The following is a 16,793-nucleotide window of genomic DNA, read 5'->3' as shown; positions in this document are numbered from 1 at the left end:
TGCGGTGCCGGCCGCCGGACACGGCGGTCGCCGACACTAACGAACAGCCATCAAGGTTAGCAGCTCATCGCACACGTCCTGGACGGACGTGTTCACCAGGGTGACGTCGAACTCCTTTTCGGCGGCGAGTTCGACGCGGGCCGCCTCCAGGCGGCGCTCGATCACTTCGGGGGGCTCGGTGCCGCGGCCGGTGAGGCGGCGGACGAGCTCGTCCCAGCTGGGCGGGGCGAGGAAGACCAGCCGCGCGCCGGGCATCGTCTCGCGGACCTGCCGGGCGCCCTGCAGGTCGATCTCGAGGAGGACGGGCTCGCCGCGGGCGAGGCGCTCCTCGACGGGCCGCCGCGGGGTGCCGTAGCGGTTGCCCGCGAACTCGGCCCACTCGAGCAGCTCCCCTTCGGCGACGAGCCGGTCGAAACCGGCGTCGTCGACGAAGAAGTACTGCACACCGTGGGTCTCACCCGGGCGGGGGGCCCGGGTGGTCACCGAGACCGACAGCCACACCCGGGGGTGTGAGCGCCGGATCTCGGCGACGACCGTGCTCTTGCCGACGCCCGACGGCCCGGACAGGACCGTCAGGCGGGACACGAGCGGGCCATGCGGTTGTTCGGAGCCCGCCGGCGCAGTGATGGGTGCGCCGGAGCCGGACGAGATGGTGCCGGATCCGGGGAGCCCGGACCCGGCCGCGGCGGTTCCTTCGTGCGAAGGGCCGCCGCGCCCGCCCGTGAGTCGCGCGTCAGCGGTTCGCACTTCCGCCGAACTCACGCTCCAGGGAGGCGCGCTGGTTGGCGCCGAGGCCCCGCACGCGGCGGGACTCGGCGATGCCCAGACGCTCCATGATCTGCTTCGCACGGACCTTGCCCACACCGGGCAGGGACTCCAGGAGGGCCGACACCTTCATCTTCCCGATGACGTCGTCGGACTGACCCTCCTTGAGAACCTCGGCGAGCGAGGTCCCCCCGTGCTTGAGCTTGTTCTTAACCTCGGCCCGCTCCTTGCGAGCCTTGGCAGCCTTCTCCAGGGCTGCGGCGCGCTGTTCGGGGGTTAGGGGCGGAAGAGCCACGCCGGGTCACCTCAGGTTTCCACTCGACGGAGTCGGACGGGTTGGGAAACTAGCGAGTTCACGCCCCATAAGGCAACGTGAAGTGCCGTTTAGCCCGCCACAAATTCACGAAAATCACTCCCCGGAGTGTCCTGAATACAGAGTGTACTCGACTCGGACCCTCCGGCAGCCCATCCCCCTGCCTTGCTGGGACTTTCGCATGATCGTGAAAATCCGCCCATTCTGCCCCGATTTACGGCACTCGGCACCACCCTCGCGCGTCGCTCCGCTCCCGCCGAGGGGCTCCCCACCATGATCCCGCCACCCCCCGACGGCCGGACTCCGGCCCCCCGCGAGGGCCCCGTGTGAAGTCCCCCACAGCCGGTCCCGACCGAGTGACGCTCGTCACGCCGGGCCGTTCCGCACGTCGCGGGCGCACCGCAACTGCCATCCTCGACAGCACACCCGCCAAGATCGTTCAGCAGACCGGAGCCGCCTCCGCCCGCACCCCGAAGCTCCCTCCCGCGCACGCCCGCCTCCCCCGGTGCGCCCGGACGCCCCGGTCCGGGCCCCGCGGGCGTCCTCGGACCGCGAATCGGTCCGAACCGACTTCGCCGTCCGCCCGTATCGCTTTGCGGATCCCCGGCCCGGCATTCGCAAGCGAATCAAATCGACAATGCGCGCTCCCGCACGCCCAAGAACACCAGCGCTAAATCGCCCCCCAAATCCAAATCCACCCCCCGCCCCCCAATCCCCAACACCCCCACAGTCGCCGAGCCCCGGCCACCAGCCACTCGCGAAGCCGCGAACTCGCTCCGCACCCGCCAGGGTTGAGGACGGCTGTCGAGTGGCCGGGCCCTCCCGCCGGACGTGGACCCGGCTGAGCATCGCCGCGGAGGGCCAGACCCCAGCCACCGGCACGGGCAGGCACGCGGAGCGAGTGCAGCGAGCGCAGCGGGCCTGCCCGCCGATCAACAGGCCGTTTCGCCGCGGAGCGCCAGCGGAGCGGGGAAACGGCCTGTTGATCGTGACGGGGGTTCCAGGGGGTCGCCCCCCTGGGAAGACACGGGCAGGCACGCGGAGCGAGCGTTAGCGAGCGCAGCGGGCCTGCCCGCCGATCAACAGGCGGTTTCGCCGCGGAGCGCCAGCGGAGCGGGGAAACCGCCTGTTGATCGTGACGGGGGTTCCAGGGGGTCGCCCCCCTGGGTCAAACGCGCCGCAGCGCAGCCGCCATCGCCGCCGCCGCGGCCCCAGGGTCGGGGGCGGCGGTGATGGGGCGGCCGATGACCAGCAGGTCGGCGCCGGCGGCGAGCGCGGCCTCGGGGGTGGCGACGCGGGCCTGGTCCTGGGTGTCGGCGCCGGCGGGGCGGACGCCGGGGGTGATGAGGTCGATGTCGGGGCCGACCTCGGCGCGGACGGCGGCGGCCTCCTGCGGGGAGCAGACGAGGGCCTGGGCACCGGCGCCGACGGCGAGGGCGGCCAGGCGCCGGACGGCGTCGGGGGCGGGGCCCTCGATGCCGACCGCGCGCAGGTCCGCCTCGGCCAGGGAGGTCAGCACGGTCACCGCGGCGATCTTGGTGGCGGGGGCCGCCTCGACCGCCGCGCGGATCATGGCGGGGCCGCCGGCGGCGTGCACGGTGAGGTAGGACGGCTTGAGCCGGGCGACGGCGCGGGCGGCGCCGCGCACGGTGGCGGGGATGTCGTGCAGCTTGAGGTCGAGGAAGACCTGGACGCGGCTGGCGCCGCGGACGCTGGCGACGACGTCGGGCCCGTACCGCAGGTACAGCTCGAGGCCGACCTTGACGGTGGAGACATGCGGGGTGACCAGGGTGGCCCAGCGCGCGGCCGTGTCCAGGTCGGGCGCGTCCAGCGCGACGGCGATGGGGGCTGCGGTCACAGCTTCTCCTTCTCGGGCTCTTGGGGCCGCACCTGGGGCGGCACGTAGCCGGCGGGCTTGTGGGCGAGGCCGACGGCGTCGGGCAGGCGCCCGATGCGGCGGGCGGCGAGGGCCTCGTCCAGCTCGCGCAGGACGCGGGGGCCGGCCGCGGGGTCGTGGAACAGGGCGGTGCCGACGGCGACGGCGGACGCGCCGGCCAGGATGAACTCGAGGGCGTCGAGGCCGGTGGCGATGCCGCCGACGCCGATGATCGGGGTGCTGGGCAGCGCGGCGTGCACCTGGTAGACGCAGCGGACCGCGACGGGCCGGATCGCGGGCCCGGACAGGCCGCCGGACACGCCGGTAAGGGCGGGCCGGAGGGTGTGGGGGTCGATCGCCATGCCGTCCATGGTGTTGATCAGGGTGAGGCCGTCGGCGCCGGCGTCGACGCAGGCGAGCGCGATCCCGACGATGTCGGTGACGTCGGGGGCGAGCTTGGCGAAGATCGGGGTGCCGGGCCGGGCGGCGGCGCGGACGGCGCGCAGCACGGACGCGGCGGCGGACGGGTGCCAGCCGAACATGCGGCCGCGGTCCTCGACGTTGGGGCAGGCGACGTTGACCTCGATGGCGGCGACGCCGGGGACGTGGCGGAGGCGGCGGGCGAGGTCGCCGAACTCCTCGACGCTGTTGCCGGCGATGGACACGATCGTGCGGACGTCCTGCTCGATGAGCCAGGGAAGGTCACGTTCCAGGAACGTCTCGATGCCGGGCCCGGGGAGGCCCATGGCGGTGAGGAGCCCGCTGGGAGTCTCGGTCACGCGCGGTGTGGGGCGTCCCGCGCGCGCTTGGGGCATCACCGAGGTGGTGACGAACGCGCCGAGGCGGGTGAGGTCGAAGAACTGGGCGAGTTCGCGTCCGGTGCCGCCGCATCCGGAGGCGGTCAGGACGGGGTTGGGAAGCTCCAGGGCGCCGAGGGCGGTCCGCACCCGGTCGCTCGCCCGGTCGCTCACTTGGGGCCTCCTTCCGTGACGCTGAGGACGCGCGGCGCGCCGAGCGCGTCGAACGGGATGGTGCCGAGGTCGCCCCAGCGGACGCGGTCGCCGCGCAGGACGGGCCCGTCGGCGCAGGCGCGGACCATGCGCGTGACGCCGTCGTCGCCGTGGAGGGGCAGCATGCAGGTCATGCAGACGCCGATGCCGCAGGCGCCGGTGCGCTGCAGGAACTCCTCGACCGACACCTGGGACGGCAGCCCGAACTCGCCGGCGACGCGGGTGACCGCGCGCAGCAGCCCGGTGGGGCCGCAGGCGTAGACGACGTCGGCGCCGGTCTCCTGGACGACGCGGGGCAGCACGTCGCTCATGGTGCCCTTCTCGCCGAGCGAGCCGTCCTCGGTGACGACGGTGGCGGTGTCGCCGATGCGCTGCGCCATCCGGGAGCCGAACACCTGCTTGGCGGACGGGCCGGCGAGCACGAAGTGGACCTGGCAGCCGCGCCGCACCAGCGTGTCGGCGAGCGCGAACACCGCGGCGCCGCCGGGGCCGCCGGCGGCCAGCAGGCAGCTGACGGGGTCGCGGGGCAGCCGGAACGGGCGGCCGAGGGGGCCGAGCAGGTCGAGCTGGTCGCGGGCGCGGCGGCCGGCGAGCCAGCCGGTGCCGGGCTCGGTGTCGGCGAACACCACCTCGACGGTGCCGCCGTAGTCGGACTGGACCTGGTGGACGCCGAAGCAGCGGCGGACCAGCCGGGCGGTGTGCTCGCCGCCGACGGCGACGGCCACGAACTGGCCGGGCCGGAACCGCTCGGCGATGGCGGGCGCCACCAGCGTCATCGCGTGGTAGTCCTGCACCTGGCGGACCGTGAGGACCGTCGCCGACGTCTGCACCGGCGTGTCGGACACCCGTCTCCCTCTCCTCGTCGCGTCCGCCGCGGCGGGCGGGACCGGCGGCCCCGCCCGCGCGGCGGCTGTCACCCGGGCGCCACCGTGCCGTCACCCGCCCGGGTGACCGCGCCGGCGCGCCCGTGGGCGCCGCTGAGCCGTTCGGCGTGCTCCTGGAGGGAGCGGACGCCGACCTGGCCGCCCGCGACGGCCTCGATGCCCTGGACGGCGGCGGCGAGCCCCTGGACGGTCGTCACGCACGGTACGCCCCGCAGCACGGCCGCGGTGCGGATCTCGTACCCGTCGAGCCGCGGCCCCGACTGGCCGGGGCTTCCGAAGGGAGTATTGACGATGAGGTCGACCTCGCCGTCCAGGACGCGCCGCACGATGGTGGGCTCGCCGTCCGGGCCCGGGCCTTCGCTGTGCTTGCGCACGATCTTGGCACGCACGCCGTTGCGGCGCAGGACCTCCGCGGTCCCTTCCGTGGCAAGAATCTCAAAGCCCAGGTCAGCGAGCCGCTTGACCGGGAAGACCATGTGCCGTTTGTCGCGGTTGGCGACCGACACGAACGCGCGGCCCTTGGTGGGCAGCGACCCGTAGGCGGCCTGCTGCGACTTGGCGAACGCGGTGCCGAACACCTCGTCGATGCCCATGACCTCGCCGGTGGAGCGCATCTCGGGGCCGAGGACGGTGTCGACGCCCTGGCCGCGCTCGTTGCGGAACCGGTCGAAGGGCAGCACGGCCTCCTTCACCGCGATCGGCGCGTCCAGCGGCAGGGTGCCGCCGTCGCCGGACGCGGGGAGCAGGCCCTCGGCGCGCAGCTCGGCGATGGTGGCGCCCATCATGACGCGGGCGGCGGCCTTGGCGAGCTGCACCGCGGTCGCCTTGGACACGAACGGGACGGTCCGGGACGCGCGCGGGTTGGCCTCCAGGACGTACAGGACGCCCGCCGACAGCGCGTACTGGACGTTCATCAGGCCGCGAACCCCGATGCCGGCCGCGAGCGCCTCGGTGGACTCGCGGATGCGGCGGACGTCGTCGTGGCCGAGGGTGATGGGCGGCAGCGCGCACGCCGAGTCGCCGGAGTGGATGCCGGCCTCCTCGATGTGCTCCATGACGCCGCCGAGGTACAGCTCCTCGCCGTCGTAGAGGGCGTCGACGTCGATCTCGATGGCCTCGTCCAGGAACCGGTCGACGAGCACGGGGTGCTCGGGGCTCGCCTCGGTGGCCCGCGCCATGTACGACTCGAGGGTGGTGTCGTCGTACACGATCTCCATGCCGCGCCCGCCGAGCACGTAGGAGGGGCGGACGAGGACGGGGTAGCCGATCTCGGCGGCGATCTCGAGGGCCTCCTCGTAGGAGGTGGCGGTGCCGTGCTTGGGCGCGAGCAGCCCGGCGCGGTGCAGGACGCGCCCGAACGCGCCGCGCTCCTCGGCGAGGTGGATGCTCTCGGGGGACGTCCCGACGATCGGGACGCCGGCGTCCTTCAGCTTCTGCGCCAGCCCGAGCGGGGTCTGCCCGCCGAGCTGGACGATGACGCCCGCGACCTCGCCGGACCGCTGCTCGGCGTACACCACCTCGAGGACGTCCTCCAGGGTGAGCGGCTCGAAGTAGAGCCGGTCGGAGGTGTCGTAGTCGGTGGAGACGGTCTCGGGGTTGCAGTTGACCATGACGGTCTCGTAGCCGGCCGCGGCGAGGGCGAACGAGGCGTGGACGCAGGAGTAGTCGAACTCGACGCCCTGGCCGATCCGGTTGGGCCCGCTGCCGAGGATGATCACCTTGGGCTTCTCGCCCGGCGGGACCTCGGTCTCCTCGTCGTAGGCGGAGTACAGGTAGGGGGTCTGCGCGGCGAACTCGGCGGCGCAGGTGTCGACGGTCAGGTAGACGGGGCGGACGCCGAGCGCGTGCCGCAGTTCCCGCACGACCTCCTCCGACAGGCCCCGCAGCTCGCCGATCTGGGCGTCGGAGAATCCGTGCCGCTTGGCGCGCAGGAGCTTGTCCCGGGTGAGCGCGTCGTCGGCGGTGCGGATCTCCTCGGCGATCTCGTTGATCGCGGCGATCTGGTCGAGGAACCAGGGGTCGATCCCGGTGGCCTCGTACACCTCCTGGACGCTCGCGCCGGCCCACAGCGCTCGCTGGACGTCGCGGAGCCGCCCCTCGTGCGGCCGCCGCGCGGACTCCAGCAGCGCGGCGTCGTCGGCGGCGCCGGACCAGCCGAACGACGAGCCCTTGCTCTCCAGGGACCGCAGCGCCTTCTGCAGCGCCTCGGTGAAGCAGCGGCCGATCGCCATCGCCTCGCCGACCGACTTCATGTGGGTGGTGAGGGTCGGGTCGGCGCCGGGGAACTTCTCGAACGCGAACCGCGGCACCTTCACCACGACGTAGTCGAGGGTCGGCTCGAACGAGGCGGGGGTCTCGCGGGTGATGTCGTTGGGGATCTCGTCGAGGGTGTAGCCGATGGCGAGCCTCGCGGCGATCTTGGCGATCGGGAAGCCGGTGGCCTTGGACGCGAGGGCCGACGAGCGCGACACCCGCGGGTTCATCTCGATGACGATCATCCGGCCGGTGCCGGGGTGCACGGCGAACTGGATGTTGCAGCCGCCGGTGTCGACGCCGACCTCGCGGATCACCGCGATCGCGACGTCGCGCATGTTCTGGTACTCGCGGTCGGTCAGCGTCATCGCGGGCGCGACGGTGATCGAGTCGCCGGTGTGCACGCCCATCGGGTCGAGGTTCTCGATGGAGCAGACGATGACCACGTTGTCGGCGCGGTCCCGCATGACCTCCAGCTCGTACTCCTTCCAGCCGAGGATCGACTCCTCCAGGAGCACCTCGCCGGTCGGGGACGCGTCGAGGCCGGCGCCGGCGATGCGGCGCAGCTCGTCCTCGTCGTGGGCGAAGCCGGAGCCGCGGCCGCCCATGGTGAACGACGGCCGGACGACGAGCGGGTAGCCGAGCTCGCCGGCCGCCGCGGTGACCTCGTCCATCGTGTGGCAGATCACCGACCGGGCGGACGCGGCGTTCAGGCCCTGCTCGGCCGCGACCTTCGCGACGATCTCCTTGAATTTCTCCCGGTTCTCGCCGGCCTGGATCGCGTCCACGTCGGCGCCGATCAGCTCGACCCCGTACCGGGCGAGGACGCCGCTCTCGAACAGCGCGATCGCGGTGTTGAGGGCCGTCTGGCCGCCGAGGGTGGGCAGCAGCGCGTCCGGCCGCTCCTTGGCGATGATCTTCTCGACGACCTCGGGGGTGATCGGCTCGACGTAGGTGGCGTCGGCGAACTCCGGGTCGGTCATGATCGTGGCGGGGTTGCTGTTGACCAGCGTCACCCGCAGGCCCTCGGCCTTCAGCACCCGGCACGCCTGGGTGCCGGAGTAGTCGAACTCGCAGGCCTGGCCGATGACGATCGGCCCCGAGCCGATGACCAGGACGGACTTCAGGTCGGTACGCCGCGGCATTACTTCGACGCCTCCATGATCTCGCAGAAACGGTCGAAGAGCCCGGACGCGTCGTGCGGGCCGGCCGCGGCCTCCGGGTGGTACTGGACGCTGAACGCCGGACGGTCCAGGAGCCGCAGCCCCTCGACGCAGCCGTCGTTGAGGTTCACGTGGCTGACCTCGGCGCGGCCGTACGGGGTGTCGAACGGGCCGTCGGTGGGCGCGTCCACGGCGAACCCGTGGTTGTGCGCGGACACGTCGACCTTGCCGGTCGCCTTGTCCTGGACGGGCTGGTTGATGCCCCGGTGCCCGAACCGCAGCTTGTAGGTGCCGAGGCCGAGCGCGCGCCCGAAGATCTGGTTGCCGAAGCAGATGCCGAAGAACGGCTTGCCGGCGTCCAGGACGCCGCGCAGCGCGTCGACCGCGTAGCCGGCGGCGGCGGGGTCGCCGGGGCCGTTGGAGAAGAACACCCCGTCGGGGTCCAGCGCGAGGATGTCCTCGGCGGTGCTGCCCGCGGGCAGCACGTGGACCTCGCAGCCCCGCTCGGACATCCGGTACGGCGTCATCGCCTTGATGCCGAGGTCGACGGCGGCGACGGTGTAGCGCTTCCCGCCCCGCGCCGCGACGACGTAGGGCTCGGCGGCGGACACGTCGCGGGCGAGGTCGGCGCCCTCCATCGACGGGCTCCGCCGGACGCGCTCCACCAGCGCGTCCTCGCCGGGGGCGAGGGCGTCCGGGCCGCTGAAGATCGCGGCGCGCATCGCGCCCCTGTCGCGCAGGTGCCGCGTCAGCGCGCGGGTGCCGGGGACCGCGATGCCGACGACCCCCTGCTCGCGCAGCGCAGACCCGAGCGAGCCGGTCGCGCGCCAGTTGGACGCCACGCGCGCGGGCTCGCGCACCACGTAGCCGGCGACCTGGATGCGCGCCGACTCCGGGTCCTCGGCGTTGACGCCGGTGTTGCCGATGTGGGGGGCCGTCATCGCGACGATCTGGCGGGCGTACGAGGGGTCGGTGAGCGTCTCCTGGTAGCCGGTCATGCCGGTGTTGAAGACCATCTCGCCGAAGGTCTCCCCCGTGGCGCCGTAGGCGGTCCCGCGGAAGACCCTGCCGTCCTCCAGAACGAGCAGTGCAGGGGTCACTGAAGCTTCCCTTCCAGGACGGTCGGCTCGCCGCGCAGGAACGTCGCGACGACCCGGCCCGGCAACTCCAGCCCCGCGAACGGGGTGTTGCGGCTCTTGGACGTCATCGCGGACGGGTCCACCGCGCGGCGCGGCGACGGGTCGTACAGCGTGATGTTGGCGGGCGAACCTGCCTCCAGCGGACGACCCTGTCCGGAAAGGCGGCCGATCTCGGCGGGACGGTGCGACATGCGGTCGGCGACCCCGGCCCAGTCCAGCAGGCCGGTCTCGACCATCGCCTCCTGGACGGCCGGCAGCGCCGTCTCAAGCCCGATCATGCCCATCGCGGCGACCGCCCACTCGGTCTCCTTGGCCTCGACCGGGTGCGGGGCGTGGTCGGTGGCGACGCAGTCGATGGTGCCGTCGGCGAGCGCGTGCCGCAGCGCGGTGACGTCGTCGGCGGTGCGCAGCGGCGGGTTGACCTTGAAGATCGGGTCGTAGGTGCCGGCCTTGCCGTCGTCGAGCAGCAGGTGGTGCGGGGTGACCTCGGCGGTCACCGGGCAGCCCTTGCTCTTCGCCCACCGGATGATCTCCACCGAGCCGGCGGTGGAGACGTGGCAGACGTGCAGCCGCGACCCGACGTGCTGGGCGAGCAGCACGTCCCGGGCGATGATCGCCTCCTCGGCGACCGCGGGCCAGCCGCGCAGCCCGAGCGCCGCCGACATCTCGCCCTCGTTCATCTGCGCGCCCTCGGTGAGCCGGGGCTCCTGCGCGTGCTGCGCGACGACGCCGTCGAACGCCTTCACGTACTCCAGCGCCCGCCGCATGATCACCGCGTCGGACACGCAGTGCCCGTCGTCGGAGAACACCCGGACCGCGGCGGCGGAGTCGGCCATCGCGCCGAGCTCGGCGAGCTGCTCGCCGGCGATCCCGCGGGTCACCGCCCCGACGGGCTGGACGTCGCAGTACCCGGCCTCGCGGCCGAGCCGCCACACCTGCTCGACGACGCCGGCGGTGTCGGCGACCGGGTCGGTGTTGGCCATCGCGTGGACGGCCGTATAGCCGCCCATCGCCGCCGCCTTCGTGCCGGACTCGACGGTCTCGGCGTCCTCGCGGCCGGGCTCGCGCAGGTGGGTGTGCAGGTCGACCAGGCCGGGCAGCGCGACGAGGCCCGCCGCGTCGACGACCTGCGCGCCGGACCCGTCGAGGCCGGTCCCGGTCTCGGCGATGACGCCGTCGCGGACGAGGAGGTCGGCGGGCTCGCCGCCGAGGATCCGGGCGCCCTTGATGATGTACGTGCTCACTGGGAGACCTCCTGGCCGATCGCGGGCTCGGAGCCTCCGAGCAGCAGGTACAGGACCGCCATGCGGGCGCTGACGCCGTTGGCGACCTGCTCGACGATCGTGGAGCGGACGGAGTCGGCGACCTCCGCGGCGATCTCGACGCCGCGGTTCATCGGGCCGGGGTGCATGACGATCGCGTGGTCGGGCAGCGCCGCCATGCGCTCGGCGTCCAGCCCGTAGCGGCGGCTGTACTCGCGCACCGTCGGGAAGTACGCGGCGTTCATCCGCTCCTGCTGGACGCGCAGCATCATGATCACGTCGCTCTTGGGGAGCACGCCGTCCAGGTCGTAGGAGACCGAGCAGGGCCAGGTGTCGATCGCGACCGGCAGCAGCGTCGGCGGCGCGACGACGGTGACGTCCGCGCCGAGCGTGGTCAGCAGCAGCACGTTGGAGCGTGCCACCCGGCTGTGCAGGACGTCGCCGACGATCGTGACGCGGCGGCCCTCCAGGTCGCCGAGCCGCTTGCGCATCGTGAACGCGTCCAGCAGCGCCTGCGTCGGGTGCTCGTGGGTGCCGTCGCCGGCGTTGACGACGCTGCCCCGCACCCAGCCGGCCAGCCGGTGCGGCGCCCCGGACGCGCCGTGCCGGATGACGACGCCGTCGGCGCCCATCGCCTCCAGGGTGAGCGCGGTGTCCTTCAGGCTCTCGCCCTTGGACACGCTGGACCCCTTCGCGGAGAAGTTGATCACGTCGGCGGACAGCCGCTTGGCGGCGGCCTCGAACGAGATCCGGGTGCGGGTGGAGTCCTCGAAGAACAGGTTGACGACCGTCCGGCCGCGCAGCGTCGGCAGCTTCTTGACGGCGCGGCTGGCGATCTGCGCGAGCTCCTCGGCCGTGTCCAGCACCAGCAGCGCGTCGTCGCGGGTCAGGTCGGCCGCCGAGATCAGATGGCGTTTCACCTGGCTCCCTCCGCCGGGACGGGCGCCCCCGCCGCGGGGCCGAGCAGCACGGCGTCGCGGCCGTCGTTCTCGGCCAGCAGCACCTTCACGTTCTCGCGCATCGAGGTGGGCAGGTTCTTGCCCACGTAGTCGGCGCGGATGGGCAGCTCCCGGTGCCCGCGATCCACCAGGACGGCGAGCTGCACGGCGCGCGGCCGCCCGAGGTCGTTGAGCGCGTCGAGCGCGGCGCGGACCGTCCGGCCGGAGAACAGCACGTCGTCGACCAGCACGACGACGCGGTCGTCGATCCCGTCGGAGGGCAGCTCGGTGCGGCCGAGAGCGCGCGCGGGACGCATGCGCAGGTCGTCGCGGTACATGGTCACGTCGAGGGAGCCCCACGGCACCGGGCGGCCCTCGACGTCGTGCAGCAGCCCGGCGAGCCGCTCGGCGAGCGTCACGCCGCGGGTCTGGATGCCGAGCAGCAGGACGTCGTGCCCGCCCTTGGTGCGTTCGAGGATCTCGTGCGCGATCCGGGTCAGCGCGCGCCTGATGTCGGGACCCTCCAGAACGGCCTTGGGCCGGCGATCGGTCTCCGCGCGCGCCCCCGCAGGCCGATCCGGCCTGGAGGCAGCATTCACCACCGAAACCTCCTTTCCCGCCTCACGGGACGGGTATTAAAGGACGTTGTGTCCCGGACACGGTAGCAGCCGGGCCCGGCTGCCCCGCACCGGGACCGGCTGCGTCTTGCCTGGTGAGACGGGGTGAGAGGGGTCACACTCGGCCCGCGCGCACGGCCGTCCGGCGGCCTCGCGCGGGCCCGCGCGGCCCCGCCCGGCGGGGGTTGCGGGGATCCGGACGGCCCGGATCGAGACCTGCGGATTCGACCGCTTTTTTCCAATCAGCTTGACCTAGGGCCCTCACCGTTTTACCGTCACTGTCCGTAACCATCCCTGGGGACAGGGTCTTGGGCCCCAAAGGCTCCGGGAATCTGTCTCCCCCCGGCATGCGCCGGGGTCCAACGACGACGAAAGTGAGCCTGGGGGGCCGCAAATGCCGTCTGAATACGCTAAGGCTCTCGGCGCGCGCCTGCGCGCCATCCGCACCCAGCAGGGGCTGTCGCTGCACGGTGTGGAGGAGAAGTCCCGCGGCCGCTGGAAGGCCGTCGTCGTGGGTTCGTACGAGCGGGGCGACCGCGCCGTCACCGTTCAGAAGCTGGCCGAGCTCGCCGATTTCTACGGCGTGCCGGTTTCCGAGTTGCTGCCCGGCGGAGCCGCGCCGAGCCCGCTCGGGCCCACGCCCAAGCTCGTCATCGACCTTGAGCGGCTGCAGCAGCTTCCGAAGGACAAGGCCGGTCCTCTCGCCCGTTACGCCGCGACGATCCAGAGCCAGCGGGGCGACTACAACGGAAAGGTCCTGTCCATCCGCCAGGAAGACCTGCGCTCCCTGGCGGTCATCTATGACAAGTCCCCGACCGAGCTGACCGAGGAGCTCATCACCTGGGGCGTGCTCGACCCGGAGGCGCGCCGCGCCGTCGAGTCGTTCTGATCGACCGCACCGCCTGTTTCCAGCGGAACGGGGCCCGGCACCGCCGGGCCCCGTTCCGTTTCCGCCGCGCGCCCGGCGGGCGGCGCGGAACTCGATAGCGATTCCGCCCGGATTCCCCCAAGGCGGGAAATTTCCCGGAAAAACGCGGCGGCCTCTCCCGCACACGCCGGTTCCCGCGGCCCGCCGGCCGCAGCCATCACTCTGCGTCCACCGCGCCGTGTCAGGACACGGGGGCCGTCCGGCGCCGCTCGGCGCGGTGCGGGACACGGCCGCCCGAACGGCCCCGGCGCGGGACGAGCAGGGCGAGCGGGAGCACGGCGGCCATGGCGGCGGCGCTGACCGCGAACCCGGAGGCGAAGCCGCGCTCGCCGGGCAGGCCCGCCACGATCACGGCGCTGACCTGCGTGCCGAGGGACGCGCCGACGGTGCGGATCAGGGTGTTGATGCCGGTGGCGACGCCGGTCTCCCCCGCCGGGACGGCCGCGACGACGAGGTTCGCGACGGCGGCGTAGGCGAACCCGAGGCCGACGCCGCGGCCGAGCCCGCCGACGTAGAGCTGCCACATCGCCGCGTGCTCGACCACCACGAACGCGTACCCGGCGGCGGTCAGCACCGCCCCGCCGAGCAGGACCGGGCGGGACCCGATCCGGCGGTCGAGCAGCCCGGCGGTCATCCCCGCCGCCGTCATCCCGACGCTGGCCGGCAGCTGCAGCAGCGCCGCCTGCGTGGCCGTCCCGCCGAAGCCGTAGCCGGTGCTCGCGGGCAGCTGGACGAGCAGCGGGAACAGCAGCCCGCCCGCCATCAGCGCGTACCCGGACAGCAGCGAGGCCGCGTTCGCCGTCCAGACGCCGCGGACCCGCATCAGCCGCAGGTCGACGAGGGGCTCGGCGACGCGGGCCTCGACCCGCAGCCAGGCCGCCGCGAGCACCGCGGCGAGGCCGAGCAGGCCGAGGACGCCCGGGGACGTCCAGCCCCAGTCCATCCCCTCGGTGAGCGCGGTCAGCGCCGCGACGAGCCAGCCGGCGAACAGCGCGGCGCCCCACCAGTCGACCCGGGCGGCCTCCCGCGGCTGCGACGCCGGAACGATCCACCAGGCGAGCAGGACGCCCGGCACCAGCCCGGCCACCGGCACCCACAGCAGCCACCGCCAGCCGAGCAGGTCGATGACCGGGCCCGCGAGGCACCACGACACCGCGCCGCCGAGGCCCAGCATGGACGACATCAGGCCGACCGCCGACGCGGTCCGGGCGGGCGGGAACACGTCCCGGATGATCGTGTAGGCGAGCGGGAAGACGCCGCCGCCGATCCCGCTCAGCATCCGTCCGAAGAGCATCAGCGGGAGCGACCCGGCCGCCGCCGCGATCACCATGCCGGCGGTCGCGACCACCAGCACCGCGAGCAGCACCCGGCGCGGCCCGTACAGGTCGCCGAGCCGGCCGATCACCGGCGTCGCCACGGCCGCCGACAGCGTCATCGACGTGAGCGCCCAGGCGGCGCCGGCCGCCGTGGTGTGCAGTCCCTGCTGGATCAGCGCGAGCGCCGGCGTCACGACCGCCATCGACAGCGAGTACGCCATCACGCCGAGGAACGCCAGCAGCGGCACCAGCCCTCGTCCGCCCCGCGCCGTCACCGTGCCCTCCTCTGATTCGCCACCCTGACGATCTCATGGGCGGGCAAAGGAGCGGCAAAGCGGGTTTGGTCCTACCGGTGGCCGCTCACACGGGTTCGCCCACGACGCCGCGGGCGCGCAGGTCCGCGATCTCGGTGTCGGGGAGGTCCAGGACGTCGCGGAGGATCTCGGCGGTGTGCTGCCCCAGCTCCGGCGCGGGCGCCGGGGCGGGGACCTCGTCGCCCAGCCGCACCGGGGACGCCGGGGCGAGGTGCCGGCCGATGCCCGGCTGGTCGATCTCGCCCATCAGCGGCTCGTCGTGCAGGCCCGCGGCGACCTCGGCGAGATCGCGGTACCGGGAGCGCAGCACCGAGGTGTTCTTCAGACCGTCCTCGACCTCGGCGCAGGTCCGGGACGCGAACCACGGTGCGAGGACGCCGCCGAGCGCGTCCCGGTAGGCGTAGCGGTCGCCCGCGGTGCGGAAGTCGGCGCCGAGCGCCCGCTCCAGGGCGGCCGCGACCTCGGTGAGACCGGTGGCGGCGACCAGGTCGCGCCAGTGGCGGGCGGTGAGGACGGCGACCATGACGCGCCCGTCCGCGGTGGCGAAGTCGCGGCCGAAGTCGCCGAACAGCTGGTTGCCGAGCCGCGGCCGGACCTGCCCGAGCTGCGCCTCGGCGAGCATGCCGAGGTTGCCGGCGGTGGCGAGCGCGACGTCGGACAGCGCGACCCGCAGCCGCGTCCCCTCGCCGGTGCGCAGCCGGTGCCGCTCGGCCGCCAGCAGCCCGATCGCGAGGTACAGCCCGCACGCCACGTCCCAGGCCGGCAGCACGTGGTTGGACGGCTCGGCGCCGCCGGCCGGCCCGGTGATCGACGGGAGGCCGACCGCGGCGTTCACCGTGTAGTCCACGGCGTTGCCGCCGTCGCGGGTGCCGAGGAGCTGGACGTGGATCAGGTCGGGCCGCGCCTCCCGGAGCGCTTCGTAGGCGAGGCCGTCGCGGGGCGGCGCGTTCGTCAGCACCACGCCGGCATCGGCGGCCAGCCGGGCGACGAGGGCGCGGCCCTCGGCCGACCGCAGGTCCGCGGTGAGCGACCGCTTGCCCTTGTTCAGCCCGGCCCAGTACAGGCTGCGGCCGGACGGGGCGAGCGGCCACCGGTCGATGTCGGGACCGCCGCCGATCTGGTCGACGCGGATCACGTCCGCGCCGAGCTGGGCGAGGGTCATCCCGCCGAGCGGCGAGGCGACGAAGCTGGACAGCTCGATCACCCGCAGCCCCGCGAGCGGCGGCGTCACGTCGTTCTGCATTCGAGAAAGTATGCAAGGCGCACATCGCCGCCGGGCCGGCCGCCCCCGCCCCGGCCGCCCCCCGCCTGGCGGTGGGACCGCGCCGGCACCGGTCGGCTCGGGGGGTTGCGACCGGCACCGGCGCGGCCGTCGGGGGTGCATGGACGCCGGGACCGGGCCGCCCGCCCAGGTGATGGCGGCGGCCCGGCCGCGGCAGGGCCGTGCCCTGGGGAGGGTCGGGCGGCCCTTCGAGGGGGTCTCGGGTCAGGACGCCGGCAACGTGGGCTGGCTGGTGACGCCCAAAGTGTTCTCCACGAGGGTGACGAAGACCTCGGCGTCGTGCAGGAGCTCCTCGGCCTCGCGCGGGGTGACGGCGCGGGGGAGGCCGGCCTCGGCGGCGGCGCGCTTGTCGGCGCCGGCGGCGAAGAACGCGGCCCACTCGCGCAGCGCGGGCTCGGCCTCGGGCAGCAGCACCCAGACGCTGCGCGGCCGCCCGCGGCGGTGGGTCTCCAGTGGCTCCTTGGACGCCAGCACCGCCGCGGCGGCGCGCAGCGCGGCCAGGTGGGCGCAGACGTAGCGGACGGCGGGCGAGGTGGCCTCGGCCGCCTCGGCGAGGCCCATGCGGGCGGCGTGCAGCTGCCCGACCGCCGTGTGCGCGGGGCGCGGCGCGGGCAGCGCGCGGTGGCGCGGGCCCGGCGCGGCCTGGGCGGCGGAGTGGACTGCGTGCGAGGTCATCGTTGCGGACATGACTGCCTCCTTCCGGGGCTCGGGCCGGCCGGGCGGAGAGCTTCCC

At 73.9% G+C, this 16,793-nt stretch carries 14 protein-coding genes; 1 reads left to right on the top strand and 13 read right to left on the bottom strand.

Features of this window, described 5'->3' with window-relative positions; all coding sequences use genetic code 11:
* Nucleotides 1-36 precede the first annotated feature (36 nt).
* From gmk to pyrR, 10 genes are all read right to left on the bottom strand, one after another.
* Nucleotides 37-585, bottom strand: a complete 549-nt coding sequence (gmk, locus tag F8568_RS12975; protein ID WP_151593772.1) for a guanylate kinase — start codon at nt 583-585, stop codon at nt 37-39.
* 148 nt (nt 586-733) lie between these two features.
* Nucleotides 734-1,060, bottom strand: a complete 327-nt coding sequence (gene mihF / locus F8568_RS12970; protein ID WP_021597647.1) for an integration host factor, actinobacterial type — start codon at nt 1,058-1,060, stop codon at nt 734-736.
* Between the two features lie 1,186 nt (nt 1,061-2,246).
* The gene (gene pyrF / locus F8568_RS12965) at nt 2,247-2,936 is read right to left on the bottom strand and encodes an orotidine-5'-phosphate decarboxylase (RefSeq protein ID WP_151593771.1); all 690 of its coding nucleotides are present in this window, start codon (nt 2,934-2,936) and stop codon (nt 2,247-2,249) included.
* Nucleotides 2,933-3,925 carry a dihydroorotate dehydrogenase gene (locus F8568_RS12960; protein WP_151593770.1) on the bottom strand — a complete coding sequence of 331 codons (993 nt, stop codon included), beginning with the start codon at nt 3,923-3,925 and terminating at the stop codon, nt 2,933-2,935. The genes pyrF and F8568_RS12960 overlap by 4 nt, the downstream gene beginning before the upstream one ends.
* Entirely contained in the window at nt 3,922-4,809 is an 888-nt protein-coding gene (locus F8568_RS12955) for an iron-sulfur cluster-binding protein (RefSeq protein ID WP_151593769.1), read from the bottom strand. Before F8568_RS12955 ends, F8568_RS12960 begins: the two co-directional genes overlap by 4 nt.
* 68 nt (nt 4,810-4,877) lie before the next feature.
* Nucleotides 4,878-8,246, bottom strand: a complete 3,369-nt coding sequence (carB, locus tag F8568_RS12950; RefSeq protein ID WP_151593768.1) for a carbamoyl-phosphate synthase large subunit — start codon at nt 8,244-8,246, stop codon at nt 4,878-4,880.
* Nucleotides 8,246-9,364: a glutamine-hydrolyzing carbamoyl-phosphate synthase small subunit gene (carA, locus tag F8568_RS12945; RefSeq protein ID WP_151593767.1), complete on the bottom strand. Its 1,119-nt coding sequence runs from the start codon at nt 9,362-9,364 to the stop codon at nt 8,246-8,248. Before carA ends, carB begins: the two co-directional genes overlap by 1 nt.
* Nucleotides 9,361-10,647, bottom strand: coding sequence for a dihydroorotase (locus F8568_RS12940; RefSeq protein ID WP_151593766.1), 1,287 nt, complete (start codon nt 10,645-10,647; stop codon nt 9,361-9,363). The genes carA and F8568_RS12940 overlap by 4 nt, the downstream gene beginning before the upstream one ends.
* Entirely contained in the window at nt 10,644-11,585 is a 942-nt protein-coding gene (locus F8568_RS12935; protein ID WP_151593765.1) for an aspartate carbamoyltransferase catalytic subunit, read from the bottom strand. Before F8568_RS12935 ends, F8568_RS12940 begins: the two co-directional genes overlap by 4 nt.
* Entirely contained in the window at nt 11,582-12,202 is a 621-nt protein-coding gene (gene pyrR / locus F8568_RS12930) for a bifunctional pyr operon transcriptional regulator/uracil phosphoribosyltransferase PyrR (protein WP_151593824.1), read from the bottom strand. The genes F8568_RS12935 and pyrR overlap by 4 nt, the downstream gene beginning before the upstream one ends.
* Nucleotides 12,203-12,614: 412 nt before the next feature.
* Between pyrR and bldD the strand changes: the two genes are divergently transcribed.
* A complete protein-coding gene (gene bldD, locus F8568_RS12925; RefSeq protein ID WP_030145002.1) occupies nt 12,615-13,109 on the top strand; it encodes a transcriptional regulator BldD in 495 nt (164 codons plus the stop codon).
* A 220-nt stretch (nt 13,110-13,329) separates the two neighbouring features.
* Here the strand turns inward: bldD and F8568_RS12920 are convergent, their stop codons facing one another.
* From F8568_RS12920 to F8568_RS12910, 3 genes are all read right to left on the bottom strand, one after another.
* Nucleotides 13,330-14,739, bottom strand: coding sequence for an MFS transporter (locus tag F8568_RS12920; RefSeq protein WP_328600849.1), 1,410 nt, complete (start codon nt 14,737-14,739; stop codon nt 13,330-13,332).
* 85 nt (nt 14,740-14,824) lie between these two features.
* Nucleotides 14,825-16,021, bottom strand: a complete 1,197-nt coding sequence (locus F8568_RS12915; protein ID WP_151593764.1) for a CoA transferase — start codon at nt 16,019-16,021, stop codon at nt 14,825-14,827.
* A 243-nt stretch (nt 16,022-16,264) separates the two neighbouring features.
* Nucleotides 16,265-16,747: an SAV_6107 family HEPN domain-containing protein gene (locus F8568_RS12910; RefSeq protein WP_151593763.1), complete on the bottom strand. Its 483-nt coding sequence runs from the start codon at nt 16,745-16,747 to the stop codon at nt 16,265-16,267.
* Nucleotides 16,748-16,793 lie beyond the last annotated feature (46 nt).

This window comes from Actinomadura physcomitrii (genome assembly GCF_008923205.2).
GTDB classification, from domain to species: domain Bacteria; phylum Actinomycetota; class Actinomycetes; order Streptosporangiales; family Streptosporangiaceae; genus Spirillospora; species Spirillospora physcomitrii.
This window is presented reverse-complemented; position numbering and strand designations above follow the sequence as displayed.

Excerpts from the sequence above, each read along its gene's own strand:
- bldD (WP_030145002.1), top strand. The coding sequence starts at position 12,615 with ATGCCGTCTGAATACGCTAAGGCTCTCGGCGCGCGCCTGCGCGCCATC.
- carB (WP_151593768.1), bottom strand. The coding sequence starts at position 8,246 with ATGCCGCGGCGTACCGACCTGAAGTCCGTCCTGGTCATCGGCTCGGGG.
- F8568_RS12910 (WP_151593763.1), bottom strand. The coding sequence starts at position 16,747 with ATGTCCGCAACGATGACCTCGCACGCAGTCCACTCCGCCGCCCAGGCC.
- F8568_RS12915 (WP_151593764.1), bottom strand. The coding sequence starts at position 16,021 with ATGCAGAACGACGTGACGCCGCCGCTCGCGGGGCTGCGGGTGATCGAG.